Below are 24,280 nucleotides of genomic sequence, written 5' to 3'. Positions count from 1 at the left end.
GATGCCATGGTGTGTATCGACGTTCTTGATCCTGTGCTCCTCTGCTGAGGGGGGCTGGATGGTCGATGTTTGGCCTGATCTGTGGATCGGGCTGCGCTGTCCGCTTCGGGTGTTCATCGGGTCCTGCTGCTCTCGTGCTGCTGAGTGTTACTGCTGCTGTTCGGGTGCTGGTTGTTGCTGTTGGCATCGGCTTCGACGTTGTCGTTGCCGTGGTGATCGCGGCTGTTGCCGGTCGTGTTGGTGTCCTTCGCCTCGGTCCAGCCGAGACGGTCGGCGAGCCGCCGCGCCTTGGGGAACCCACAACCCAGAACCCGCGTGATCTCGCGCTGCCCGAGCGGCCGGCCACCGTGGTCGCGCCGAGACACCTCCACCAATGCCGCCAGATCGGCGTCGTCATTGCGCTTGCTCCGCGCCCCTCCCCCGCTACCTGCTCCGCTTCGCGGCGACTCGGCGACGGGTGCACTGATCACCGATGCACCGGTGCGCCGGGCAGCGGCCGGGTGGTGCACCGGGACGGCCGCACTGGCCGTCGTGTCCGGGTGCACCGGAGCAGGCGCACCGGCGCGGACACCGCGGTGCGGTGCAGGTGCACCGGTGCGGGCGGCGAGCGGAGCAGCGGCCGGGGCGCTCTGGCCGGTGCCGGTGCGGGCGGTGTTCTGGTGGAGCAGTGCACCGACGACGTAGCCGACCATGAGCTGCTGCACCATCGTGACTGCCGTCTGCTCTTCGTCGACGACCTCGTCGACCTCGACAGCGCTGGTGTCGGCCGGGTCGATCTGGTCGATCTGGTCGCGGTGTGCGGCGAGCAGGAACAGGACGAGCCACAGCGGGAACCCGGCCCGGGGCGGCGCCTGGTTGTCGGTGACCGGGAGGCCGAGCGCGGCCGAATCGACGACGGCCAGCAGTTCGCCCGCGGTCATCCGGTCGGTGCTCGGCAGCAGCGCGGCGAGCTGGCCGGCGGTCAGCAGACCGTCGCGGATCGTCTGCAGCGCGGCCGAACGGGCGGCGCGAGCGGAGTCCAGCGGCAGCAGCCGGCGGCTGGGGCAGACCGTGGTGAGCCGCGACGACATCCGCACGACCTGCTGAACCAGGGCCCGGGCGGCGATCGGGTCGTCGGTGCCGGTGCGGGCCAGGTGCAGCCACACGCGAGTGGTGATGACCGGGGAGGTGAACCAGGTCAGCGCGGACAGCTTCGCGCGGGCGGGCTGGGCCAGCTTCATCTGCAGCCGCAGCAGATGCGCGAGCATCTCGACCAGCACGGCGTAGGCGATCGGGGCGAGCGCGTGCGCGACGGCGTCGGCGATCCCGGTGGCGGTGTCGACGTTGAGCCACACCGTGCCGCCGATGAACACGTAGGTCGTGACCAGCGCGCCCGGGATCCGCCAGCCCCGGGTCAGCGCCGCGAGCCGCAGGGCGGTGCAGGCGATGATCATGCCGTCGGCCACCAGTGGCACGAGTGGGCTGTTGAACTTCTCCGACACCGCGCTGAAGGACCGGGCGCCGCCGATCGCGGCCACACCGAACGCGGCGACGATCGCCACGACGATGAGGACCCGCCGCTCGGCGCCGGGCCGGGCGGCGACCTGGGCCGCGGCCCGTACCGTGCGGACCGTCAGCCAGACAAGCAGGGCGAGGCCGGCGGCGGCGCCGGTCGCGATCACGGCCAGCTGCACGACCTGGGTCAGGTCTGGCTGGGCGATTTCATCGAAGGGGTTGCTGAGGGCAAGGGTCAGGTGGGTGTTCATCGCTGGCCTCCAGCGGTGTCCGGTACGGCGGACAGCCCCGGTCCGCGGCGTCCGGCCGCGACCTGCTCAGGCGTCGGCGCGGGGCCGTTGTGGTCGCGGTCGGTGGCCCACCAGGCGACGAACGGGTCGGCCTCGTTCATCAGCGGTACTGAGACGGCGGGCAGGCCGGCGGGGTCGCGGTGCGCGAGGACGCTGCAGCCGTCGCCGTAGCCGGTGACGCGCTTGGCGACGCCGGGGCGCTGGCGATCGTGCCAGTCGCCGGCGAGCTTGACCGACGCCTCCTCGCCGTGGAACGCCGTCGTCCAGGCGTCCATCAGCCACAGCAGTTCCTCGACGATCTCGGGGTGCCACAGCCAGCACACCGGCAGCGACTCGCGGCCGTCCTTGTAACGCAGGTAAACCGTCTGCAGCCAGGGCAGCAACTCGGACAGGACCGCCTGGACGGCGGCCTGGTCCTCGGCCAGCACCAGCCACGACCGCACCGCGGGCGTGTCCTCGTCGCCACCGGTAGCGGTGCGCTTGGCGGGGGCCTGGGTGAGGACCTCGCCCAGCTCGGTCACGATCTTCGCGAGCCTGGTCATCTCCTGCGCGGAGGCGGTGTTGCGCAGTCCGGCTCTCATTGCCTGCACGTCGCGGCCCAGGGCCTCGACCGTGCGGGCCAGAGCAGAGACCGCGCGCTGCGCGGCGACGCCGGGGTCTTCGTGGTCGTTGTGCTTCATGCTGCTCCTACCTCCAGCCCCGGCCAGGACGGTTCACCGGCCGGGATCTCGTCGTGGTGACCGCGCTCCTGGGCGCGGTCGGTGTCGTCGGCGTGCCAGCGCGCGAGCTTCTCGTCGCGCTCGACGGCGCGGGCGGTCTCGTCACGGGCTCGCCGCTCGGCGGCGGCCTGCTCGACCGCCGCGGCGGCCTGGGCGACGGCGGCCGACGCCTCGGCCGCCGGATCAGCGTCGGCCGCCGCCCCTTCAGGTCCGTCGTTGTGGTCGGTGGTCCAGTCGTGCAGGGCTCGCCACGTCGCGGCGCCGTTCTGCCCGGGCTGGACACCGTCGGCGTGGCAGTCCCCGCACAGCTGGTCGCTGGTGCGCACGAAGTGTTCGACCGGGCCGCACTCGGCGCAGACCTTCCGCGCCGCCAGCGCCTTCTCGACCGCGGCCAGCTGCGCCTCGGTCGCGGTCCGCTTCGGCTTCGCGTGCGCGTCGACGTACAGCCACGCGAACCGCTGCTGCCGCTTCCACACCAACCGCCCGAACGGCTCCTGCCCGCCTCGGCACAACCCCTTGGCGCGCAGCTGCCGCCGCGTCGACAACCCAGCCGGTGCCTGCCCGAACCCGAACTCCGGAACGCCGTCGCGGACCCGGCCCGGCCAGCGACGGCCGTCCCATAGCTCGATCCACTCCGCGCGGCCGGTCACGACGTGGCCTCGATCCAGCCACCGTCACCGATCGAGGCACGCCGGGCCGGGAACGGAACCACGACCATCAGCAGCCCGGCCAGGACACCGGAGGGTTCGACAACGGCCAGGTCGTAGCCGCCGGCGACGAGTTTCTCGGTATCGCCCCCGTTGTCCATGGCAACGAGCAGTACCGGCTCGCCGTCGCGGTCAAGCCGAACGTCGCGGACCCGTCCGACCAACCGAACCGGCGCCGCGTCGTCGCCGGCTTGGTGGCTGATCGCGACGCGGCTGTTGAGGTGCAGGCCGGCGCAGTCGGCCATGAACATCAGCGCGAAGTCGCGGACCCGGTTCGGAAGTTCCCCGACGTATTCGGGGTCGTGCTGGGCGGCGTGCTCGATCAGGTGCAGGGTGAACAGCGCGTACAGGTTGCTCACCGCGTCCCACGCCATCGCGTCGCGCCCGGCGGCGAGTTGCTGGTGCGCGGCGTGCTCGCGGCTGAGGCTGTACCGCAGCTCGGTCAGCTGGGCGCGCTGGATCGCAATCGTGTTGTCGCGGACCGCGCAGGCGGCGCAGTCGCCCGCGCCGCTGCGGCCTTTGCAGCCTCGGGTGAACCAGGTCATTGGTCCTCCCCCGTCCAGTCGCGGAGTTGGTCGAGCAGGGCGACGAGGTCGGTGCCCTCGACCGCGATGAGGCCGGTGAAGTGGCCGTGTTCGTCGCGGGCCGGCACGGCGTCGATGCCGCGGTTCGCGAGCTCGCGGATCGCCTGGTAGGCGCGCAGCTCGTCCCCGGGTGAGGCGCCCGGAATCAGCCCGGTTTCGGGCTGCGGAGTGCCGTGGTGGATCAACACGTGGCAGGGGCAGGTGCACGGGGCCGTGATCATCGGTGGACCTCCCGGTCCACGGGCCGTTGCTGGCGCGCGGCGAGCGAGGCGCGGGCCTTGCGCATCGCGCCGATCAGCCGGACGCGGGCGAGAAGCTCGCGGGCCGGGTCGTTGGCATCGAGCCAGGCCAGGAACGCGGACGCCCGCCGTACCGCGGGCGCGATCGCCCTCCGCACGGCCGAACTGGTCCGGTCGCTGACGGCCCGGTCGGCGGCGAGGACCTGGGCGCGAACCCAGCCGGCCTGGCCGAGCAGCCAACCCCCGGTCGCGTCGGACACGGCCGCAGCGCGGGTGATGGTCCAGGAGACAGCGGGACGACGGCGGAACCGCGCCAGCCGTACGTCGAGCCGCTTGTAGGCCAGGCGGGCGGTGGTGATCGCGGGCGGCATGCCGTTGGTGATGATCAGCACCTGCCCGGTGCGCAGCTGCCCGACCTGGGCCGGGGTCAGCACCGTCGACTTGCGGGTACTGATCGACTCCGCACCAGTGGAGCGGTCCTTGGTGACGGCCGGCTCGTCGCGCTCGCCGGCCACGGTTGACCAGTACTGCAGGTCTTCTCCGTCGGCCGATCCGCCGAACAGGATCTTGGTCGCGCAGTTCGTCAGCAGCGCACCGGTCGCGGCGTCACCGAACCGCTGCCGCATCTGCGCGCGGGACTGGGCCGCGATGTGCATGGTGATCCCACGCGACCCGAAGTCACCCGACCACTGATCCAGCGGGATCAGGCAGATCAACGCGGCCTCGTCGAGGACCATCGTCAGCGACGGGTCGAGCCGCTCGCGCCGCGACCGGGCCGCGATCGCCTTGGCCTGCCGCGCGATGTGCGCGGTCAGCGCAGTGACCAACGGCGCGGTCTTCTTGTCCTCGGCACCGATCAGGTACACGGTGCCGCCGGCGGCGAGCAACTCGGCCACGTCGAACTGCTGCCCACCCGGGGCCGCCGACCTCGCGGCGGTCTCGACCGACAGCCACGACAGCGCGGGCATGATCGTGGTCGAGATCGAGGACTGCGTGTTGGGGTTGTTGGTGAAGAACTGCTTGGCCTCCTGCATCATCCCCGCGGCCGTCGACCCAGCGGCCTCCAGCTCGTACAGGACCCGGTCGGCTGCGTCCTTAGACGGGTGCGCCACCCACTGCTGAACGTCGTACATCGAGTAGCCGCCCAGCGCCGCGGCGTGCAGCAGCGAGTGCAGGGTCTGCTTGGCGAACCCGTCCCACCGCTCGCCCTGACCATCGGACTTGTTCCGCCCGACACCGTCGACCAAGTCAGCGGCACGATCCATCGCAACCGCGGCGTTCTCACAACCACGCAGCGGGTCAAACCGGACCCACGCGCCACCCAGATCGGTGACGAGCTCGTCAACCTCGGAACCATCGGTGATCACCCCGGACGGGTCGAACACCCACACCGGACCGGCCGCCGCGCGGGCGGTCGCCGTGTCGCGGACAACGTCCTGCTTGGTCGAGGTCGTGATCACCGCACCCGGCGCGTCCAGGACCCAGTTCATCAGCAGCTGCGTCTTGCCCTTACGCGGACCACCGAAGGTGATCGTGTGGTCCTGCACCGACGACCACACCGACACGAAACCGACCCGGCCGACCTTCACCCCCAGGTCGGTCAGCGGCACGAACCGGCGCCGCCACAACGGCTCACCAGCCAGCGACGGCCGCAGCTGCGTCGTCTTCTTCCGCAGCGTCCGCGCCGACGCCGCCCGGTACACATCCACACTCGAGGCGAGACCATCGGTCACCCGGCCGGCGCGACCCAACCGGCGCAGCAGGCCCCGCGAGCTGGACCTCGAGAACACGATCCGCGCCATGGTGCCGAGCACGGCCAGCGCGCCGAGAGTGACCGCGGCCCACCACCAGCCGCTCACCTGAGCATCGACAGGGAGCACCCGCAGCAGCAGACCGGCGTACACCAGCCACGCACCTGCCGAGATCCCGGCCCCGACCGGCTGATTGACCCTGATCAACACCGTCGACACCAGCACCAGCGCCGCGGCCGTGACCAGCCACGACCCGGCGCCGCCGGGCGCACCGATCCTGGTCGCCAGAACTCCGGCGTAGCCAAGCCACAACCAAGTGGCCGCGACCAAACCGCGGCCAACCTGCCAGAACATCAGGCCCACCGAGACCAGCCCGAGCGCACCACCAACGGCGAGCCAGACACCGACCTCGGCCGCGACCGGTGACGGTGCCAGCGCGGTCAGCGCGACTCCCGCGGCCAGGGCAACGGTCATCATCATCGTGAGCTTCGGCAGCACGACTCCATCGCGTGCGCTCGGACGACGCTCCATCACCGACCACCGCCCAGCAACCAAGCGGCCGCAGCCAAGAACCCACCCAACGACACCGCCAGGAACGACACCCGCACCAACCGGTGCTTCGCCCACGCGATCTCCGACAGGACCTTCGCCTGGTGACTCACCGCCTCCCACGGCTGCGCGACCTGAGGCCCCTCGCTGGGGAACGTGAAGAAGTGCCGACCCAGCTCACCGATCGACCGCAGCCGGACAGCACCGAAGTACAGAAACTCCCCCGGCACCAGATCCTTGCCCGGGGCATGCAGACGCGGTACGACGACCAGCATTGCCGCGACGATCGCCACGGCGAGCGCCACCAGCGACAGCCCGAGCAGCACCCTGGCGCCTATCGGAGAGCCGCCCGACTGCGAGACGAGCGCCAGGACGACCGCGGTCAGAGCGCTCTCGACCGGTACCGCGAAACCCGCCTTGTTGTCGGCCCGCTCGATCGCACCAGCAGCCGAGTCATGCATCCACTTCGCCAGGTCCAATTGCTCGCTCATCGCGAACCACCGCCGTAACGCGCCGCCGGCTCAGCCTCGGCGTGATGACCGGGCCGCTCCTGTGTCGATGCCTCCGGCCGCACGCTGCCCCTGTACGAACTCAAGGCGTCGTGCTCGGCGCGAGCCTCGGCGGAGATCACAAACGACGTGACGTCCACAGGACCAAAAGCCGCCTCAGCCACGTACTGGCCCTTGCGCAGCTGAGCCTCAACGTGCAAGGCACCCGCTACGCGATCAACCTCACCGCAGGCCGCTGAGAAGTCATCCTGCCAACCGGCCGGCCAGATCACAGCCCGCACAGCTGGCAGCGCAAACTCCGGGTGGTCGACCACGAACGCGGCCAACTCGAACAAGCCACGGATCAGGGCCGCCCGATCGGCCGGTAGATCCAACATCCCAAACCGCGGCACCCACTCCGTGCCGCTCCGCACGTCATCAGTCATGCTGTAGACCTCTCGAACTCGTACCTGAGTGAAGGGAGAACCGGCCCTGTTCTGGTTGGCGCCTGTGCGGGGCCGGTCTAAATCCATCTCGCTTGTTCTTCGCTCGGGGGCGGGCGGGACACCGCTGCACCAGCGATCACCAGCGGCCCTCACGCGGCGCCACCAGCCGACTGCCGAAGGGTGCTGTTCCACGTGCTCGACCAGTCGCTTGCTTCCACGCACCCGCTGCCAGAGGCCGCGTCCTGAAGCAGCTGCTCGACCGCCCGTGCAGGAATGACATAGCGGCCCTTGCCGTCCCCCCGCTGCATCCGAATGGCGGGGAACGCGTTGTCCCGTACGAGCCTGTAGAGGTGCTCCTGAGAGACGCTGCACAGCGCAGCGGCCTCGGGAATCGTGTAGCTCGGTACGCCGGCGGCACGCTTCCGCAGGGCGCTTTCTAGCGCGAGTTCTCGGCCGCGCTGGCGAAGCCTGCTCGGTCCGCCGGGTCCCTCTCCGAGCGTGGCTGAGTGATCACCCGCACCGGCTGCCTTGTCTGTCATCTGCGACCTCTTCATCCTCAAGTCCGGCTACTTTGCCTGGGCTGTACGAAACATTTAAGCACCCCTTGAATCAGAAATTCAAGGCCCCCTGAAGAGACATCTGTAGAGGCACTAGGATGGTCGCGAAGGAGAGGGAGGCGTCAGTGAAGGAAGTTGAGCGGCTGCGGTCGATCGAAGACCCCATGGAGCAGCTCCAGTACTCCGGGGAGGTCCTCGCCACCCTTCAAGCGATCACAGTCGAGGTGGGCGAGATCCGCCGTGGAGCGGTCGACGCGTTGCGCGGACAAGGGATGACTCTTGCCCAAATCTCGGCTGAAGCCGGAATCTCAATCGCGAGGCTCTCCCAGCTAGGCGCACCGCGTCGGCGACCGGAACGGCTGCTCTTGAGCAGCGGCGATACGGTTCATGTCGTCCTGCCTGTCGAGCAGGCTCCGTACCCCGAAGGACCTCAGCGTCCGGTCGTTCATGAGAGCGACATCGCGTTCCGAAAGGACATCGAGTCCTTAGCCCGCGAGTACGGCCTAGCAACTGAGACTGAGCACTTGCCTGCCGGCGAGTACGTTGACCTGAACCGAGACGGGCTGGTCGTCACCTGCGGGCCCCGGCAGTCTCCGTGGCTAACGCAGATCCTGGCGTCGGACTCGTCTTACGGGTTCGAGCGGGATGACGAGAGCTGGTATCTGCTCGACAAGACTTCGGGCGACAAGCTCCGCTCCCCGCACCACACCGGCGAGAAGGGCGACTTGGCGTATCTCGGAACGCTCCCACGGCCCGATGGCAACGGAACATGGCTGTACTGCGCCGGCATCCATGCCCCAGGTTCCAGAGGCGGGGCCTTGTACCTGGCCGAACACATCGCCGAGCTCTATCGCGAGACCCGCGGTCACCTATGGTCGTGTCTCGTCCGCTGCGACTACGACCCTGACTCGCAGGAGGTCAGCAATGCCGAACTCATCGCGCCCGTACGCCGCCGAGAGCGCCTCCGCCAGCAGCGCTAGGCCTCACCTGACCCAGCGAGTGCTTGTGCTCGGCGCCTCCGGTTTCCTCGGGCAGCATGTCCTCACCAGACTCCGAGAGCGGTCCATCGAATGCGTAGCCATCACTCGCACACCAAAGCAAGGCTTCGATGCTGCGATTGATCTAGCCCGAGCACCACAGGACGTCGTCAATGACCTCATCAGCAGTTTCGCTCCGACGACAGTAATCAACTGCTCGGGAGCAGTACGTGGTTCGACGACGGATCTGATGCTCGGCAATGTGGTTGCCATGCAGACTCTGCTGCTCGCTCTCTTAGGCAGGGCGCCGAGCGCGCGCCTGGTGCAACTCGGCTCGTCAGCCGAGTACGGCGCACCGACGGCCGAGGCACCAATGGACGAGCAATCCCCGACCCAGCCAGGGAGCCCTTACGGCTACACCAAGCTCGCGGCATCTGAACTCGTTCTCCGCGCCCGCAGTCAGGGCCTCGACGCGACCGTTCTGCGGATCTTCAACATCAGCGGTCCGCAGTCGCCGACGAGTACCATGCTGGGCGGCCTCATCGAGCAGCTTAGAACCGCAACAGGACAGCCTAAGATCACACTCGACTCACTCGCCGGCTGGCGCGATTACGTCGACGTCCGAGACGTTGCCGCAGCCGCCTGCTCCGCCGCACTGCTTGATGGGGAAGTGCCTCCCGTCGCCAACATCGGCCGAGGCGAGGCCGTCCAGACCGGCGACTGGGTCAAGCACCTCATCGAGGTCAGCCGCACGGGTGCCCTACTGGAGGAGCGATCCGGCAGTGCCGGTACTCACAAAGCGTCCGCCGGAGCTGTGGCCTGGCAATGCGCCGACATCACAATCGCGAGGAAGCGGTTGGGTTGGATGCCGACGGTCCCACTTACCGACTCGATCCGCGACACCTGGCTAGCAGCGACTGCCGGCTACACCTCTACTTAGTCAAGGGCGCGCCTTCGGCGCGCGGCCCCGGCTGCGGGCGGCGCTGGGGCGCCGTCCTCGCCGGAGCCCAACAGCAGGACGCTTCTCCGTCCACGCGATCCCAACTGCCAATGACCGACGTGCCTGGCGTCTGACCGCCGGTTAGCCCCGTCCCCCTGGCCGCTCGATCGTACGGCCACCACGCCCCGCATCAAGAGCGCCAGAGGCGTCCCTACGGGATCGGCAAGCCGACTTTTGACACGCGCCGCGCTGACCTGGTTTGGCAGCTATCAGGGGGACGGGGCCAGAATGGCGGATCGAACTGGCGGCATGCGGTATGAACCGTAGGGAGCACACGAGTGGTTGTGATGGGTGCAGCATCTGTTCTGGGTGACCTCGCCCCAGCAATTGTAGGTCTGGTGGGCATCATCACGACCTACCTAGCAGGTAGTCGAACCTTGCGAAACGACCGCCTCCAACGTCACCACGACCGGGTTCGAGACGTGCTCATCGATGCTCTCGAAGCGGTCGACACTGACTTTCGCCGCGCCGCGACGAACGCTGGATACTCACCCGGTACCGGGCCGATTGAGCTGGACAACGAGAAGCTCCGTCGGACGATGACCTTGGTTGACCTCTACGCGTCCGACGACGTGCATGAGACGTTTCTCGCGTGCATCAAGACCTCCCACGAGATCGGCTCGTTGGCACAACGGCAGTCGCCTTCTGATCCGATGACCGAGCAGGCAAAGGAGTTGTTCATTCGCTTCCGGGCGCAACGTTTGCGACTGAGGGCCGCCGTGAGAACTGAGTTCGGATTCAAGAGCCGACGCCAGGTCGCGAGAGCGTCCGAGCGTGAGTCCATCATCGACCCGGCCCACGCAATCACCTGACGAGCTTGCTAACAGATTTGCTAACAACACCCCTGGACGGCGGTGGACAGCTCGCGACGGTCGGGTGCGTTTCACGCTCAGCATCGACCAGGACAGGGGCTCGGTAGATCCCGGTCGACACCGGATCAGCAACTTTGAATCTCTCGGAGTCGATCGGCCCGCGAGCGATTAGCGAACGATTACGAGGCGGCATCTGGGGTCAACCGAGGTCAACCGGTGGGCATCGACTCAGGCTCAGCGCCAGGCGTTGAGCGGGCGGTCGACCGATCTTCCAAACTGGCTACGTGAGACTCAGGCCTTGGCTTTGGGCTAGGGCCAGTCCGGTGGGATGTCAGCAAGGAGCTCCGCTGGAAGCTCCCGGCCAGCGCTCTGGTACGCGCGTGCAACCTCCAGGCGCGCCTGGCGCGTTGCCTGCACGGTCTCCAGGAGCGCCGCGAAAGGTTCGTCTGGCCTGAGCGCGCCCCCGACCTCTCGGTCGCCACGCTCAAACAACGCGAGCTCCTTAATGCGCCCTGTCAGTTGAGCGCTGACGTTAGCCCATGCGATCAGCGGATCGAATAGAGCTGCCGGCTCCGGGTCAACTTCACGACCCTCGTCCGCTGCGCGAACCACCACCACCTTGCGCCGCAGCGTCGATGCTGTCGCAGACTCGATCGCCTGACGCAGGCTGTCCACCGTGTGGCGCAACTGCCTCAGCTCATTCGTCAGCTCCGCATCCATCGGACTCCACCTCCACCTCGCTCTGAGTACCGCCGGCGTGGCGGTGGGGCCGGACCAGCGGGTGCTGATCCCAGTCTGACCCCCAACGTGCCCACACCGGTTGCGCCTGCCGACGCCGTGAAGCAAGCCCACGAGTCGAACAACTCGGAGACGGCGCAGGGGTGGGTGTTCGATGCCTCAGGAACTCAGGGCCTAAGTAGGCGCATTGCCGTCGCCAGCTCACGACCCAACGTTAGGCGGTGCCACACTCGCTGGTACTTAAAGTCAGCCTCGTCCGGAAGAGTACTTCGCAGGCCAACGGCGATGGCTGTGATGGTCAACTGAGCGACGACGAACAAGGCAAAACCTGCAGTCAACTGAGCGCCATCACCGCCGGTCGCCTGGTTGTAGAGCGCCAAGACCAAGCCGGTCACCATCGCCACGAAGGCGATTAGATAGACACCGGCAAGGATCTGTCCCTTGCTTCCTTCGGGCCAGTTCATGGCCGCCAGTATGGCTGAGCAGAGGAGGTTGTGCGGCTTGGAAGGGCGTGCCCTCCGCGTGCCCAGGGGATGTGCGCCGACGGGCTCAACCGGTCACTCAGGGGGCGGAACCGGTCGAGCCCACGCCTCTCAATCTGGCGCTTAGGTGAGCGGGAGTGCCACAACCGCCTTTGCAAAGACGTGCTACGCGCGCTGGTGCCTGGCGCCTGGGAGCACGGATGCGCCGGCCGATCTAGCGGCTAGGAGTCTTGGCCTGATGTGCCTGGGGGTGTGGCGCCGGGTCTGACCATCTTGTTGGCCAGGATGCTGGCGGCCTGTCTGTCTGATTGAGCGACCCAAGCGGTGTACACACGCAAGGTTGTTGTGCCTCCGCCGCCGTGCCCCAGGCGGCCGGCGACCGTGCGGATGTCGACGCCGGAGCTGATCAGCTCAGTTGCCGAGTAGTGCCGCAGGGTGTGGAGATGGCTAGCGATATTCAGCCCTGCACACATCTTCGCGTAGCGGTGGCTGATGCCGTCTGGGTTACATGGCCGGCCATGGTCGGGTTCGTACGAGAAAACGAAGGCGGATTCGTTGTACGGGATCCCGAGCTGCTCCAGGAGGCTTTGACAGCGGCGTTGGTGCTGCTGGAGAAGGTCGATGGTGTCTGGATCGACGCTGATCCGTCGCATCTGGTGAGTCTTAGTGTCCTTCTCGCGCGCTTTGCCCCTCCGCTGGGTGAAGCTGCGGCGAATCTCCAGAACGCCCTCGCCTAGGTGAACGTCCTGCCAGCGAAGGGCAAGCAGCTCCCCGCGGCGCGCTCCGGTTACCATCTTGAGCCAGATCAGCATCCCCCAATCCTCGTCCTGGTCCCACGCTGCGGCGACGATCCGCACAGCTTCCTCGGACGTCGGCGGCTTCGGTTGAGGCGCAGTCTGCTTTGGCTTCTTGGCCTCGGTCGCTGGATTGCTGGCTATCCAGTCCCAGCGGGTCGCAGCTGCGAGCGCACCGCTGATGATGAAGTGGACCTTACGCACCGTTGCTGCTGACAACGGCTTGCAAACGTGGTCAGCGCACTCGACTACCTTGCACTGAGCAACGACACAGTCGTGCTCAGCCTGAGACTTCGCGCTTGGACGTCCGGGCCTCCAGCGGTGCTGCACGCTGCGACACTCATGCGGATCAGCGGCGCGGTGCTCGACAAAGGGTTTGCCATTGCACCGGGCGCGGCAGCGCCTGAGCTGGGCATAGAACCGTTCCAGTGCGTGTGCGCCGATCTTCGACACTGGGACGTCACCGAGGGCGGGAGCTATCGTGCGCTCGATCAACGCGCGATAGTCGTCCAGCGTCGACTCACCGGCCTCGTGGACCTCCATCCATGCGTCGAGCGTGTACGCCAGTGTCGCTTTCGTTGCCGCATTCCGTTGGCGATCGACTTTGGCCAGCAGCCGAGATCTGATCTCCGGGATCTTCTTCTCGTCCCGGGTCGACTCGCTTAGGTACGAGTCCTTGCCCGTGACGGGGTCCACCCCGGCGTACACAAGCACCTGATGAGAGCCCCCACGGGTGCGGACGTACCCGCGCTCACGCCCCGCTGAACTGCGTCGTCCGGCCACAGCACGAGGGTACTCATTGACAGATCCATTGACAGACCGACAGTCACCGCGATCACTCTTTGTAGTAACCGCAGGTCAGTGGTGGAGCCGGCGAGGGGACTCGAACCCCTAACCACCGCTTTACAAGAGCGGTGCGCTGCCAGTTGCGCCACGCCGGCTGGGTGCTGCCGGTGGTAAACCGGCTGCGGTTTTGCTGGACCATCGTAGAGGATCTGGGGATGGGTTCGGGTGGTGCGGTCGGGTTGGTCCGGGGGAACCGGGCATTCCGAGTGCTTTTCGTGGCTCGGTCGGTGTCTTTCCTCGGGGACTCGCTGAGTCTGGTGGCGTTGCTGTTGTTCGTCGAGGCGGACACCGGGGCCGCGTTGGCCGTGGCGTTGCTGCTGCTTGCCGGGGACTTCGTGCCGGGGTTGTTCGGGGCTTTGGCGGGGGCTGTCGGGGATCGGCTCGATCTCCGGCGGGTGCTGGTGGTTTGTGATGTCTTGCAAGGGCTGCTGGTGGTGGCGATGGCGGTCGCGTTGCCGCCGTTGCCTGTGTTGCTGGTGCTGGTGGCCGTACGGGGTGTGGTGGCGCAGGTCTTTCAGGCGGGGTCGCGGAGTGCGTTGCCCGCGTTGGTGCGGGACGACGAGCTCGAGGCGGCGAACTCCACGTTGGGGGCCGGGACCAACGGGTTGGAGGCGATCGGGCCGTTGGTGGCGGCCGGGTTGTTCCTGGTGCTCGATGTTCGCGAGATTCTGCTGATCGACGCCGCCACGTTCCTGGTGTCCGCGGTACTCCTCAGCCGGCTCCCCGCGCTCCCGCCCAGGGCCGAACACCGCGAGGGCAGCCTCCTGAGCAACGTGAGGGAGGGGCTCGGGTACATCTGGCGGACGAAGGCCGTGCGGGTGATCGGGCTCGGATTCTTCGCCGTGGTCGCGTTCAGTGGGGTGGACGACGTCGCGATGGTGTTCCTCGCGAAGGAGGAGTTGCGCGCGACCGACTCGGCCGCGGCGACCTTGTACGCCGGGGTGGGGATCGGCCTGATCGTTGGATTCCTGCTGCTGGCCCGGGTCGGTCGGTGGTTCTCGATGCCGGTGTTGATGGTCGTCGGGTTCGCGGTGAGCAGCGCCGGCAACCTGTTCACCGGGCTCGCCTGGGCCGTCTTGGCCGCGCTCGCGTTGCAGACGATCCGCGGGCTCGGGATCGCCGCGATCGACGTCGGAGTCAACACCCACCTGCAACGGGTCGTCCCGGCGGCGATGCTCGGTCGGGTGTTCGGCAACCTGTACGGCGCGATCGGTGTGGCCGCCGGGGTTTCGTACCTGCTCGGCGGCGTCCTCCTCGAACAGACCGACGCCCGCGTCACCTTCGTCGTCGCCGGCGCGGGTGGTTTGCTCGCCGCGGCCGGGACCGGGATCGCGTTGCTCAGAGCGCGGCGATAGACCGGCGCAACGCAGACGCACCCGGTACGGCGACCAGGGCGACAACCGCCAGTACCAGGAACGCGGCCGTCGGGTGGTCCACCAGCAGACCCACCGCGGTCGCGACCAGAAGGCCACCGAGGTTGCCCGCCATCCAGATCAGGCCGGCCCCGGTACCGTCGGCCTCGCCGGTGCGTCGTTCCACCAGCTCCAGCACGATCGGCAGGGCCGGGAGCAGCAGCAACCCGATCGTGGTGATCGCCACGAACCCGACGAGGGCACCTGGTACCAGGGCCAGGGCGACGCAGGCCAGCGAGGTCGCGGTCAGACTCGTGACGAGCAAGGTGGACTCGGCGCGCCGGCGGACGACGAGGACGGGGATCACCGCGCTCCCGGCGACACCCGCGACGACGTTGACCAGCAGGATCGTGCTGGCCGTCTCGCCACTCACGCCCGCTGGTTCGAGGAGAGCCTGCGCGAAGGTGGTGATGGCAACGAACACTCCGAACGGGAAGATCGCGAGCACGCACAATCGGCGGATCAGCGGATCGCCCCAGGTCGCCCGCAACGCCCCGCGATCGGGCCTCGCTCGGTCCAGGCGATGCTCGCCCTCCTTGCGTAGAGCAACGATCATGGCGCCGGCGGCAACCACCGAGAACCCGGCCGACACCGCCAGCACGGTCGGCAGATCGGACCCGGACGAGTACACCGCGGACAGCACGAACGCGATCACCATGCCGGCGAAGATCCCGGCCGTGCCGATCGCGATCCCGGTCGGCCGGTCCTTCTCCGCCAGGTACCTTCCGGTGATCCCGGTGACCGCGTTCAGTACCACTGGCTGGGCGATCGACGCGACGAGCTGACCGACCAGCAACCAGCTGTAGTCGTCACCGATCAGCCGGAGGACGGCGCCGAGAGCGGTCAGGAGTACGCCGACGACGAGGCCGCTGCGGAACCACCGGTCGAGCACCAGCCCGGCGGGGATCGCGAGCACGACGTACACCAGCGGGAACACCTGGGCGAGCCAGCCGATCGCGGTCTCCGAGACCCCGTACCGGGTGGCCGCGACCGTGGTGACGCCGGCGAAGTTGAGCCAGACCAGCTGCGTCGCCGCACCGGCCGCCGCGTACGCCGCGATCGGCACCCACCGGCTCCGCAACCCCACCGACCGAACCACGTCCACGCTCTGCACACCCTCCCGACTCCCGGAACCCCCGAACGAACCTCGCTCAGCATCCCAGCTCACCGCCACCACGGACACCTCCAGAAACAAACCCCGTGGTGAGCAGCGACCCGCGGTTCTATCATCGAAAGGTCCGGCTGGGGGCGGCTGGGTCGGCCGAGGGGAAGCCATGGTGACCGCATTGCTACCGGGTGTGGCGGATTGATGGACGAGCTCGGCCAGTACCAGCGCGCCGTCGCCGGCATGACCGCCGGGACGGACCTCGTCCTCCATACCCTCGCCGCGGCGCCGACCGGGGTGCTGGTGCTGCTGGACCTCGACGCGATGGGCAAGGTCAACCGGCGCTACGGCGACGGGACCGGCGATCGCCTCGTCGCCAAGATCGCCGGCAACGTGCAGAAGGTTGCCCAAGGCCACGGAGGGAACGCGGCCCACCTCGGCGGCGACCAGTTCGTCGCCGTCGTCCCGGACCCGCCCGACGCCGACACGGACGCCGACGCCGTGGTCCGCGACCTGCGCCGCGCGGTCCGTCGGACCAGGATCCTCGTGGTCGCCGTCACCGCCTCGGCGGGCGTGGTCCGGTGGAGGGACAACGGCCATCCCGCCGAGTTGCTGCAGGCCGCCGCCGGCGACCTGCACCACGCAAAATCCCGCACCACTCCACCCACCGCACCGAGAAGGCGGGCCGGAGAGCTGTTACGGCGTGTGAGGATCAGAGCCGGCCGCGTTGTGCGGTGGCGACGCTGATCGCGTTGGCGGCGACGATCGCGCAGATCGCGACCCACTCCACCCAACCGACGCGCTGGTCCAGGATCAGCCACCCGACCACCACCGCCAGCAACGGGTGCACACTCATGAACATCCCGAAGAACCCCGGCCGCACGATCCGCAGCGCGAACAGATCCACCAAGTACGGCACCGCCGACGACAGCACCCCCGCCACCGCCGCGTACGCGAGGTACTGCGCTCCCGGCGTGTGGTGGACCAGGATCCACACCCCCACTGGCAGGTACGCCAGCGCCGAGACCGCGGCGGAAGCAGCGGCACCCTGAGCCGACGGCAGCCGGCGCCCCAATGTCCGGTTGAGCAGGATGTACCCCGCCCAGCAGCACGCGGCCACCAACCCCATGGCGATGCCGAGGTAGTCCGTCGTGGGCTGCGGCCGCATCAGCACCATCACGGCCGCGCCCGCGAACACCGCGCAGAACAGGTCGACCCTGCGACGCAGGGCGGCGAGCGCGACGGTGAGCGGGCCGAGGAACTCCAGGGTGACCGCGAGGCCGAGCCCGATCCGGTCGACGGCGGTGTAGAGGGTGAGGTTCATCGTGGCGTAGATCGCGGCGAGTCCGAGGACGGGGATCCACTCGCGCCGGGTGAACGAGCGCAGCGGCGGGCGGACCGCGGTCATCATCACCACGGCCGCGACCCATTGCCGGATCGCGACCACCCCGGCCGGGCCGAGGGCGGGGAAGCCGAGCGCGCCGACGGCCGCGCCGAACTGGTTCGACGACGCGCTCGCGAGCATCAGGCCGACAGCGCGGAACCGTCCGGTCCGCTCGGCGGCCGGGACGACGACCTCGACGACCTCGACCTCGCCGGCCGGGCCCACGGTGCTGGCACTCATACCGGCAGGATGTGCCTGACGCGGCAATACACATAATGCATCGAACGCGCCATCTATACGCTGGACGCATGGACGTCGAACTCCGGCACCTGCGCTGCCTGGTCGCGATCGTCGAGGCGGGCAGTTTCACCGACGCCGCGATCGATCTCGGCATGTCCCAGGCCGCCGTCTCGCGGACCCTGGCGAGCCTCGAACGGACCCTCGGTGTCCGGCTCCTGCACCGAACCAGCCGCAGTGTCGCGATGACGCCGGCCGGAACCCAGCTGGTCGGCCGGGCGCGTCATCTCCTGGACGAACTGGACGACATCGTCCGCGAAGCCAGGTCCGGCCACTCCCGGTTTCGGCTCGGCCACGCCTGGTCCGCGCTCGGCCGGCACACCACCGCGTTCCAGCGGCAGTGGGCGAAGCTGCATCCCGAGATCGAGCTCGTCCTGGTCCGGACCAACACCCCGAGCGGTGGTCTCGCCGAAGGTGCCTGCGACCTCGCCGTGGTCCGTACCGCGGTCGACGAAAAGCACTTCGCGAGCATGGTCGTCGGGGTGGAACGGCGGCACGTCGTGATCGCCGCCGACGACGCGTGGGCCCGGCGCCGGTCGATCAAGCTCGACGAGGTCCGCGACCGCGTCGTCCTGGTCGACCGGCGGACCGGCACCACCTCCCCCGAACTCTGGCCGACCGGGAGCCAGCCACGGCTCGAGTACACCGCCGACGTGGACGATTGGCTCGCGCTGATCGCGGCCGGCGGCCACGTCGGCATCACCCCCGAGAGCACGGCCACTCAGTACGCCCGGGCCGGCGTCGTGTTCCGTCCGCTGCAGGGCGCACCGCCGGTACCGGTGCGGGTGATCTGGCCGCGGCAGGACCCGCACCCGTCCACGCAGGCGGCGGTCGCCCTGATCACCGAGGTCTACCGCGCCTGATCGGCTCCGCGGCGCGCCTCCTCGAATGGGAGCCGGTCGAAGATGATCTGCACGTGCGTGATCAGGCCGTCGTGCACGGTATGCCGCTCGGCTCCAGGGGCATGCGCGACCAGGGCCGTTTCCGTGTCGTACATGAGCAGCGCCGTGGAGTCGTCCCCGTACGCCGCGCGCAGGCCGGCGCTGCGCAACATCCCCGCGAACGGGCCCATGAACGCGCGGAACGCCTCGGCCCCCTGCAACCGTCCGGCCGGAGCGTCGCAGGTGATGTCCGGCGAGACGTAGGTCATCGCCTTGTCGAAGTCACCGCCCGTCCATGCTTCGAAGTAGGCGAGTGTGGTCCGCAGAGCTTGGTCGGTCATCGGTCTCCCTCTCGAGGTCGGTTTCCTGGTACTGACACGCACGCGAGCGCGATCGGAACGGTCGGTGCCCTTTGCGACCATGAAGACGTGACGATCGTGACCGACGAGCACGCCTTCCGCGGGATGGTGCAGCCGCATCTGCGCGAACTGCACGTCCACTGCTACCGGATGCTCGGCTCGGTCGACGACGCGGACGACCTGCTGCAGGAGACCCTGGTCGCGGCCTGGCGAGGGATCGACGGTTTCGCGGGACGTTCGTCGCTGCGGACCTGGCTGTACCGGATCGCCACCAACCTCTGCCTCAACGCGATCCGCAACGGCAGACGCCGCCCGCCGATCGCGCCCACCCCGCCGTTCGAACCACCCGAACCCACCCGCGCGATGGACACCCCCTGGCTCCAGCCGTACCCCGACGCTCAGGAAGATCCGGCGAGCCACGTCGTATCGCAGGAGACGATGCGGCTCGCGTTCGTCGCCGCGCTCCAGACATTGCCTCCACGCCAGACAGCGGCCCTCCTGCTCGGCGACGTGCTCGGGTACTCCGCGGCCGAGGTCGCCGAGATCCTCGACGTCCGGCCGACCGTGGTGAAGGGGCTGCTCCAACGCGCCCGAGCCTCGATGACGCGCACCCAACCAGGTCCGCGCGCCACGACGGAGTACGACGAGGAGGTGGCGCGGCAGTTCGCGGAGGCGTTCAGCCGTGACGATGTCGATGCCGTGGTCGCGTTGCTGTCGGACGACGCCTGGCTCACGATGCCGCCGGCGACCCACGAGTACCTCGGCCGGGCGGCTGTCGATGGCTTCCTGCGGACCAGCGCACGCTGGCGCGACGGCCGGTACCTGGTCCTCCGCCCGACCACGGCGAACGGCCAACCCGCGTTCGGCTGCTACCTCGCCTCAGGTGACACCGCGGAGGCCACCGGCATCCTGGTCCTGACGATCGAGCAAGGCCAGGTCACCGGCATCACGCGGTTCCTCGCGCCGCACCTCCCCCAGCGGTTCGGGCTCCCGGCCGAGCTCAGCCGATCGCCGCGAGCAGGGTCTTGGTGAAGGCCGGCAGGTCGTCGGGGTTCCGGCTGAAGATCAGGTTGCCGTCGGTGACGACCTCCTGATCGACCCAGGTCGCGCCCGCGTTCCGCAGATCGGTCTGCAGGCTCGGCCACGAGGTGACCGTCTTCCCGCGCAGCACGTCCGCCTCGACCAGGGTCCACGGCGCGTGACAGATCGCCGCCACCGGTTTGCCGGAGCCGACGAAGTCGTGGACGAACGTGACCGACTCCTCGTCCTGCCGCAGCGCATCCGGGTTGGCGACCCCACCCGGCAGGACCAGCGCGTCGAAGTCGTCGACCGACGCGTCGGCGACCGGCCGGTCGACCGGGAACTTCACCGACGGGGTCAGATGGTCGAACGTCTGGACCTCACCGGTCCCGGGGCTCAGCAGCACGGGATCGTGGCCAGCGTCCTTGAGGGCCCGCCACGGTTCGGTCAGCTCGACCCGCTCGATGCCCTCGGCGGCGACCAGGAACGCGATCTTCTTGCGCATGACCAACTCCTCCAGCCGGTTCGATGGCAGTCCTTGTGACCGCCCGTCCGGCCCCGGTACCCCGGTCGGGCGGGTCTACTCGACCTCTTCCACCGAGGCCGCGTGCCGGCGGGCGAGGTCGTGGTAGACGGCCGCGTTGTGGTCGACGAAGAGCTTGGCGGTGCCTTCCAGCGGGACGATCTTCTTCGCCGGGCTGCCCATCGCAACCGACTCCGGCGGGACCTCCGCGCCCGGCGTGACGGTCGCGCCGGCGGCGACCAGGGTCCGGCTGCCGACGACGGCGCCGTCGAGCACGATTGCGCCGTTGCCGATCAGCGCGGACTCGCCGATCGTGCAGTGGTGGACCAGGCAGAGGTGTCCGACGGTGGCGTCCTTGCCGACCTCGCAGACCCCGGTGTTCACGTGGATCACCGAGTTGTCCTGGATGTTCGCCCCTTCCCGGATGATCACCCGGCCGAGGTCGGCGCGGATCACCACGCCGTACCAGACCGAGGCGCCCTTCTCGACGACGACATCACCCACCAACGTGGCGGTCGGCGCGATGAAGGCTTCCGGGTGCACGGTCGGGCGCTTGCCCTCGAACGCGAAGAGCGGCATGGCCGCACTCTAGGCCACTGTCCTGAACTGCCTCACCAGGATCGCGCCGAGCAGGGTGACGCCGGCGGCGAGGGCGTAGAGGACCGGGTACCCGCCGAGGTACTTGACGATCGGGGCCGCGAGCGCCGGGGCGACCACCTGGGGCAGCGAGTTCGCGATGTTGACGACGCCGAGGTCCTTGGCCCGGTCACGCGCGCTCGGCAGGACCTCGGTGAGCAGGGCGAAGTCCACCGACAGGTACACCCCGAACCCGGTCCCGAGGACCACCGCGCCGACGATCGCGCCCGGCCACGTCGGCCACACCGCGAGGATCCCGGCCGCCACCGCCATCACGACGCCGGATCCGGTGACGAACACCTTGCGCCGCCCGACCCGGTCGGACCACGAGCCCGACGTCACCGCGGTCAGGACGACGCACAGGCTGTAGATCGCGGTGAGGACGAGGACGCCGGTGTCCGGGTCGTCGTGGCCGACCGCGTCCTGCAGGTAGAAGAAGAGGTACAACGTGCCCAGCCCGTTGCCGAGGTTGAGCAGGAACCGGGTGAGCCACGCCCAGCCGAAGTCCGGGGACCGCCGGGGGCTGATCCAGAATCCCTTGAGGAACTCGGTCCACCGCATCGGTACGCGCTCGGCCAGCCGTTGATCGCCGCTGCCCAGGAGATAGGGGACCGCCGAGACCAGCAGGAACGCCGCACAGGCCAGGTACCCGGCGCCGATTCCGCCGACGACGGTCGCGAGTCCCACGCCGACCAGAGCACCGAGGGTCTGAGCCAGCGCGACCCAGCCACCGACGAGGCCACGTTGCACCCTGGGAACGCGGTCCGGTACGGCGGCCGTGATCGCGGCCAGCAGCGCGTTGCAGAACAGTTGCACCAGGCACCAACCCGCGAGCATCCAGACCACGGCGTCCGCACCCGCGAGGACGGCGAGACCCAGCGCTCCCCGACGGCGCCCGCGAGCACCCACGGGACCCGGCGGCCGAAGCGCGAAGCAGTCCGGTCCGAGGCGGCGCCGAAGACCGGATTCGCCACCACCGAGACGGCCGCCCCGACCCCGGTGACCACGCCGAAGACGAACTCCTTGTTGCTCGGAGCAACCGCTTCGGACTGTTGCGCGAGCAGCACCTGGATCGGCCCGAGCCAGGCCGCGAAGACGCCGACGTTGGCCAGTACGACGGCCGTCGTCCATCGGCCGCGGACCCGGGTCGTCGGCTCGGCCAGGGCCGGTTGCGCGCTCACCCGGCCTCAGGACCGGCTCTTGGCGATCACGTCCCGGAACCACCCGTACGACGCCTTCGGGGTGCGCCGCTGGGTCGCGTAGTCGACGTGGACGAGCCCGAAGCGCTGCGAGTACCCGGCCGCCCATTCGAGTTGTCCAGCAGCGACCACTGGAAGTACCCGCGGACGTCGATGCCGTCGTCCATCGCCTGCCGCAGCGCCCGCAGGTAGGTGTCCAGGTAGGCGATCCGGCGTTCGTCGTCGATCGGCTGATCGTTGATCGCGCAGCCGTTCTCGGTGATGTAGATCGGCGGCAACCGGTCGCCGTACCGCTGCCGCAGCGTGTGCAGGATCTCGGTGAACGCGGCCGGCACGATCGGCCAGCCGAAGTCGGTCTTCGGGTACCCGGTCAGCTCGCGTGGTTCGAACGGCAGCCCCGGTGGCAACGGCAGTCCGTCGGTCGCGGCGGTGTCCGGGTTCCCGGTCGGGGCGCCCACGCTCGTCGGTGAGTAGTGGTTGAGCCCGAAGAAGTCGAGCGGCGTCGAGATGACCGCGAGGTCGTCCTCGACCGGGCCGGGCATCGCCGCGGCGAGCCCCTCGTTCGGGTACCGGCCGAGCAGGACCGGGTCGGCGAACAACCAGTTGATCAGCGTGTCGTAGAGCTCGGCGGCGGCCACGTCCTCGGCGCTGTCGCTCGCGGGCCAGGTCGGGGCGTGGTTGCTCGCGATCCCGATGTTCGACGCTCCCGCGGCCCGCAGAGCCTGGACGGCCCGGCCGTGGGCGAGCAGCTGGTGATGCGCGACCGGGAGCGCCTCGAACCCGAGCTGCCGGCCGGGAGCGTGCGCGCCGACGGCGTACCCGAGCAGGGTGATCACCATCGGCTCGTTGATCGTGATCCACTGCGGCACCCGGTCGGCGAAGCGCCGGCCGAGCAGCGTCGCGTAGTCCGCGAATCGCTCGGTGATGTCGCGGTCGAGCCAGCCGCCCGCGTCCTCCAACGGCTGCGGGGTGTCCCAGTGGAACAGCGTCGGCGCGGGCCGGATCCCAGCCGCGAGCAGCTCGTCGATCAGCCGGTCGTAGAACGCGAGCCCCTCACCGTTGACCGGACCGCTGCCCTCCGGCTGGATCCGCGACCAGGAGAACGAGAACCGGTACGTGTCGACCCCGAGCTCCCGCAGCAACGCCACGTCCTCGGCGTACCGGTGGTAGTGGTCGCAGGCGATGGCGCCCGTGCTCCCGTCGAGTACGCGACCCGGCTCCGCGGTGAAGGTGTCCCAGCTGGACGGGCCGCGACCGCCTTCGGTCGCGGCCCCCTCGATCTGGTACGCCGAGGTGGAGACACCCCAGTGGAACCCGGGGCCGAACTCAGCTGGCTGACTTACCATCCGCATCGTCCTCGCCGGCCGGGGGCCTGGGGTTGTTGTCCTGCGGCCGGGGCGGCTCCTCCTTGCGGACGATCACCGCGGTCCCGTACGCCGCCACCTCGCTCATCGTGTTCGCGATCTCGTTGCAGTCGAACCGCATCGCCAGGATCGCGTTCGCGCCCATCTGCTGGGCCATCTGGCACATCCGCATCACGGCGACGTGCCGCGACTCGGCCAGCATCTGGGTGTACTCCGGCACCTCGCCACCACCGAGCGAGCGGAAGCTGGCGGTGAAGTTCGAGCCGAAGTCCCGGCTCCGGACCGTCAGCCCGAACACCTCGCCGAACACCTTCTCCGCGGCGAACCCGGGCAGGTCGTTCATCGTCGACACCAGCACCGGGTACGGCGAACCGGCCGGCGCCACGTGCGGCACGTTGGACTGCCGCACCGGCTGGTAGTTGCCGGGCGCGTGACCGTACCCCTGCTGCGGCGGGCCCTGCTGGTACCCCTGCTGCGGCGGCGGGCCCTGCTGGTACCCCTGCTGCGGCGGCGGGGCGTACCCGGGCGGCGGTCCCTGCTGGTATCCGCCCTGCTGCGGCGGGTACGGCGGCTGGTTCGGGTTCGGGGGGAATGGCTGGTTCATGGGGCCATCCTCGCAGGCACCGG

General features: G+C 69.0%; 27 protein-coding genes, 1 tRNA gene and 1 pseudogene. 8 read left to right on the top strand and 21 right to left on the bottom strand.

Annotated elements, in window-relative coordinates:
- Positions 1–113 precede the first annotated feature (113 nt).
- From FB561_RS13710 to FB561_RS39210, 9 genes are all read right to left on the bottom strand, one after another.
- Positions 114–1,745: a DUF2637 domain-containing protein gene (locus FB561_RS13710; protein WP_145806662.1), complete on the bottom strand. Its 1,632-nt coding sequence runs from the start codon at positions 1,743–1,745 to the stop codon at positions 114–116.
- Positions 1,742–2,464, bottom strand: coding sequence for a hypothetical protein (locus FB561_RS13705; protein ID WP_145806660.1), 723 nt, complete (start codon positions 2,462–2,464; stop codon positions 1,742–1,744). Before FB561_RS13705 ends, FB561_RS13710 begins: the two co-directional genes overlap by 4 nt.
- A complete protein-coding gene (locus FB561_RS38230; RefSeq protein ID WP_202880605.1) occupies positions 2,461–3,153 on the bottom strand; it encodes an RRQRL motif-containing zinc-binding protein in 693 nt (230 codons plus the stop codon). The genes FB561_RS13705 and FB561_RS38230 overlap by 4 nt, the downstream gene beginning before the upstream one ends.
- Positions 3,150–3,755: a hypothetical protein gene (locus tag FB561_RS13695; RefSeq protein WP_145806658.1), complete on the bottom strand. Its 606-nt coding sequence runs from the start codon at positions 3,753–3,755 to the stop codon at positions 3,150–3,152. Before FB561_RS13695 ends, FB561_RS38230 begins: the two co-directional genes overlap by 4 nt.
- Positions 3,752–4,015: a hypothetical protein gene (locus tag FB561_RS13690; protein WP_145806656.1), complete on the bottom strand. Its 264-nt coding sequence runs from the start codon at positions 4,013–4,015 to the stop codon at positions 3,752–3,754. Before FB561_RS13690 ends, FB561_RS13695 begins: the two co-directional genes overlap by 4 nt.
- Positions 4,012–6,282 (bottom strand): type IV secretory system conjugative DNA transfer family protein, encoded by a 2,271-nt coding sequence (locus FB561_RS13685; RefSeq protein WP_170284660.1) that lies wholly within the window; start codon positions 6,280–6,282, stop codon positions 4,012–4,014. The genes FB561_RS13690 and FB561_RS13685 overlap by 4 nt, the downstream gene beginning before the upstream one ends.
- A 32-nt stretch (positions 6,283–6,314) precedes the next feature.
- The gene (locus tag FB561_RS13680) at positions 6,315–6,824 is read right to left on the bottom strand and encodes a Pycsar system effector family protein (RefSeq protein WP_145806652.1); all 510 of its coding nucleotides are present in this window, start codon (positions 6,822–6,824) and stop codon (positions 6,315–6,317) included.
- Complete coding sequence (locus FB561_RS13675; RefSeq protein WP_145806650.1) at positions 6,821–7,267, bottom strand: hypothetical protein; 447 nt, start codon at positions 7,265–7,267, stop codon at positions 6,821–6,823. Before FB561_RS13675 ends, FB561_RS13680 begins: the two co-directional genes overlap by 4 nt.
- 149 nt (positions 7,268–7,416) lie before the next feature.
- On the bottom strand, positions 7,417–7,806 hold the full coding sequence (locus tag FB561_RS39210) for a helix-turn-helix domain-containing protein (RefSeq protein ID WP_170284659.1): 390 nt from the start codon (positions 7,804–7,806) through the stop codon (positions 7,417–7,419).
- 116 nt (positions 7,807–7,922) lie between these two features.
- Between FB561_RS39210 and FB561_RS37875 the strand changes: the two genes are divergently transcribed.
- The 3 genes from FB561_RS37875 (at position 7,923) to FB561_RS13660 (ending at position 10,613) form a co-directional block, all read left to right on the top strand.
- Positions 7,923–8,804 carry a sigma-70 family RNA polymerase sigma factor gene (locus FB561_RS37875; protein WP_170284658.1) on the top strand — a complete coding sequence of 294 codons (882 nt, stop codon included), beginning with the start codon at positions 7,923–7,925 and terminating at the stop codon, positions 8,802–8,804.
- A gap of 25 nt (positions 8,805–8,829) precedes the next feature.
- Positions 8,830–9,741: an NAD-dependent epimerase/dehydratase family protein gene (locus FB561_RS13665; protein ID WP_170284657.1), complete on the top strand. Its 912-nt coding sequence runs from the start codon at positions 8,830–8,832 to the stop codon at positions 9,739–9,741.
- A gap of 398 nt (positions 9,742–10,139) precedes the next feature.
- The gene (locus FB561_RS13660) at positions 10,140–10,613 is read left to right on the top strand and encodes a hypothetical protein (RefSeq protein WP_145806644.1); all 474 of its coding nucleotides are present in this window, start codon (positions 10,140–10,142) and stop codon (positions 10,611–10,613) included.
- A gap of 309 nt (positions 10,614–10,922) precedes the next feature.
- Here the strand turns inward: FB561_RS13660 and FB561_RS13655 are convergent, their stop codons facing one another.
- The 4 genes from FB561_RS13655 to FB561_RS13640 all read right to left on the bottom strand — a co-directional run bounded on the left by FB561_RS13655 (position 10,923) and on the right by FB561_RS13640 (position 13,568).
- Positions 10,923–11,333 carry a hypothetical protein gene (locus FB561_RS13655; protein WP_145806642.1) on the bottom strand — a complete coding sequence of 137 codons (411 nt, stop codon included), beginning with the start codon at positions 11,331–11,333 and terminating at the stop codon, positions 10,923–10,925.
- 185 nt (positions 11,334–11,518) lie between these two features.
- Positions 11,519–11,815: a hypothetical protein gene (locus FB561_RS13650; RefSeq protein ID WP_145806640.1), complete on the bottom strand. Its 297-nt coding sequence runs from the start codon at positions 11,813–11,815 to the stop codon at positions 11,519–11,521.
- Between the two features lie 239 nt (positions 11,816–12,054).
- Positions 12,055–13,341 (bottom strand): site-specific integrase, encoded by a 1,287-nt coding sequence (locus FB561_RS13645; protein WP_145806638.1) that lies wholly within the window; start codon positions 13,339–13,341, stop codon positions 12,055–12,057.
- A 151-nt stretch (positions 13,342–13,492) separates the two neighbouring features.
- A tRNA-Thr gene (locus FB561_RS13640) sits at positions 13,493–13,568 on the bottom strand.
- Between the two features lie 60 nt (positions 13,569–13,628).
- Here FB561_RS13640 and FB561_RS13635 point away from each other — a divergent pair.
- The gene (locus tag FB561_RS13635; protein ID WP_145806635.1) at positions 13,629–14,828 is read left to right on the top strand and encodes an MFS transporter; all 1,200 of its coding nucleotides are present in this window, start codon (positions 13,629–13,631) and stop codon (positions 14,826–14,828) included.
- On the opposite strand, the gene FB561_RS13630 is transcribed toward FB561_RS13635, so the two are convergent.
- Positions 14,812–15,990 carry an MFS transporter gene (locus FB561_RS13630; RefSeq protein ID WP_238334806.1) on the bottom strand — a complete coding sequence of 393 codons (1,179 nt, stop codon included), beginning with the start codon at positions 15,988–15,990 and terminating at the stop codon, positions 14,812–14,814. The genes FB561_RS13635 and FB561_RS13630 overlap by 17 nt on opposite strands.
- Before the next feature lie 204 nt (positions 15,991–16,194).
- Between FB561_RS13630 and FB561_RS13625 the strand changes: the two genes are divergently transcribed.
- Positions 16,195–16,737: a diguanylate cyclase domain-containing protein gene (locus tag FB561_RS13625; protein WP_145806630.1), complete on the top strand. Its 543-nt coding sequence runs from the start codon at positions 16,195–16,197 to the stop codon at positions 16,735–16,737.
- On the opposite strand, the gene FB561_RS13620 is transcribed toward FB561_RS13625, so the two are convergent.
- Positions 16,703–17,614 (bottom strand): EamA family transporter, encoded by a 912-nt coding sequence (locus FB561_RS13620; protein ID WP_145806628.1) that lies wholly within the window; start codon positions 17,612–17,614, stop codon positions 16,703–16,705. The genes FB561_RS13625 and FB561_RS13620 overlap by 35 nt on opposite strands.
- A 68-nt stretch (positions 17,615–17,682) precedes the next feature.
- On the opposite strand from FB561_RS13620, the gene FB561_RS13615 reads away from it, so the two are divergent.
- Complete coding sequence (locus tag FB561_RS13615) at positions 17,683–18,534, top strand: LysR family transcriptional regulator (RefSeq protein WP_145806625.1); 852 nt, start codon at positions 17,683–17,685, stop codon at positions 18,532–18,534.
- On the opposite strand, the gene FB561_RS13610 is transcribed toward FB561_RS13615, so the two are convergent.
- Positions 18,522–18,893: a nuclear transport factor 2 family protein gene (locus FB561_RS13610; RefSeq protein WP_145806623.1), complete on the bottom strand. Its 372-nt coding sequence runs from the start codon at positions 18,891–18,893 to the stop codon at positions 18,522–18,524. The two genes, FB561_RS13615 and FB561_RS13610, sit on opposite strands and share 13 nt — an antisense overlap.
- An 87-nt stretch (positions 18,894–18,980) precedes the next feature.
- Between FB561_RS13610 and FB561_RS13605 the strand changes: the two genes are divergently transcribed.
- The gene (locus FB561_RS13605) at positions 18,981–19,943 is read left to right on the top strand and encodes an RNA polymerase subunit sigma-70 (RefSeq protein ID WP_238334805.1); all 963 of its coding nucleotides are present in this window, start codon (positions 18,981–18,983) and stop codon (positions 19,941–19,943) included.
- Here FB561_RS13605 and FB561_RS13600 read toward each other — a convergent pair.
- The 3 genes from FB561_RS13600 to FB561_RS13590 form a co-directional block, all read right to left on the bottom strand.
- A complete protein-coding gene (locus FB561_RS13600) occupies positions 19,912–20,436 on the bottom strand; it encodes a type 1 glutamine amidotransferase domain-containing protein (RefSeq protein ID WP_145806621.1) in 525 nt (174 codons plus the stop codon). The genes FB561_RS13605 and FB561_RS13600 overlap by 32 nt on opposite strands.
- A gap of 75 nt (positions 20,437–20,511) precedes the next feature.
- Entirely contained in the window at positions 20,512–21,033 is a 522-nt protein-coding gene (locus tag FB561_RS13595) for a gamma carbonic anhydrase family protein (protein ID WP_145806619.1), read from the bottom strand.
- A gap of 9 nt (positions 21,034–21,042) precedes the next feature.
- A complete protein-coding gene (locus FB561_RS13590; protein ID WP_238334804.1) occupies positions 21,043–21,927 on the bottom strand; it encodes an MFS transporter in 885 nt (294 codons plus the stop codon).
- Here FB561_RS13590 and FB561_RS38600 point away from each other — a divergent pair.
- The gene (locus tag FB561_RS38600) at positions 21,901–22,353 is read left to right on the top strand and encodes a hypothetical protein (RefSeq protein ID WP_238334803.1); all 453 of its coding nucleotides are present in this window, start codon (positions 21,901–21,903) and stop codon (positions 22,351–22,353) included. The two genes, FB561_RS13590 and FB561_RS38600, sit on opposite strands and share 27 nt — an antisense overlap.
- On the opposite strand, the pseudogene FB561_RS13585 reads toward FB561_RS38600, so the two are convergent.
- Positions 22,278–23,635 (bottom strand): annotated as a pseudogene (locus FB561_RS13585) (GH1 family beta-glucosidase). The gene FB561_RS38600 and the pseudogene FB561_RS13585 overlap by 76 nt on opposite strands.
- The gene (locus FB561_RS13580; protein ID WP_145806617.1) at positions 23,616–24,257 is read right to left on the bottom strand and encodes a YbjQ family protein; all 642 of its coding nucleotides are present in this window, start codon (positions 24,255–24,257) and stop codon (positions 23,616–23,618) included. Before FB561_RS13580 ends, FB561_RS13585 begins: the two are co-directional and overlap by 20 nt.
- Between the last annotated feature and the right edge of the window lie 23 nt (positions 24,258–24,280).

Origin of the sequence: Kribbella amoyensis (assembly GCF_007828865.1) — a bacterium.
GTDB classification, from domain to species: domain Bacteria; phylum Actinomycetota; class Actinomycetes; order Propionibacteriales; family Kribbellaceae; genus Kribbella; species Kribbella amoyensis.
The sequence above is the reverse complement of the archived record's forward strand: the minus strand, read 5'-3'. Positions and strand labels throughout refer to the sequence as shown.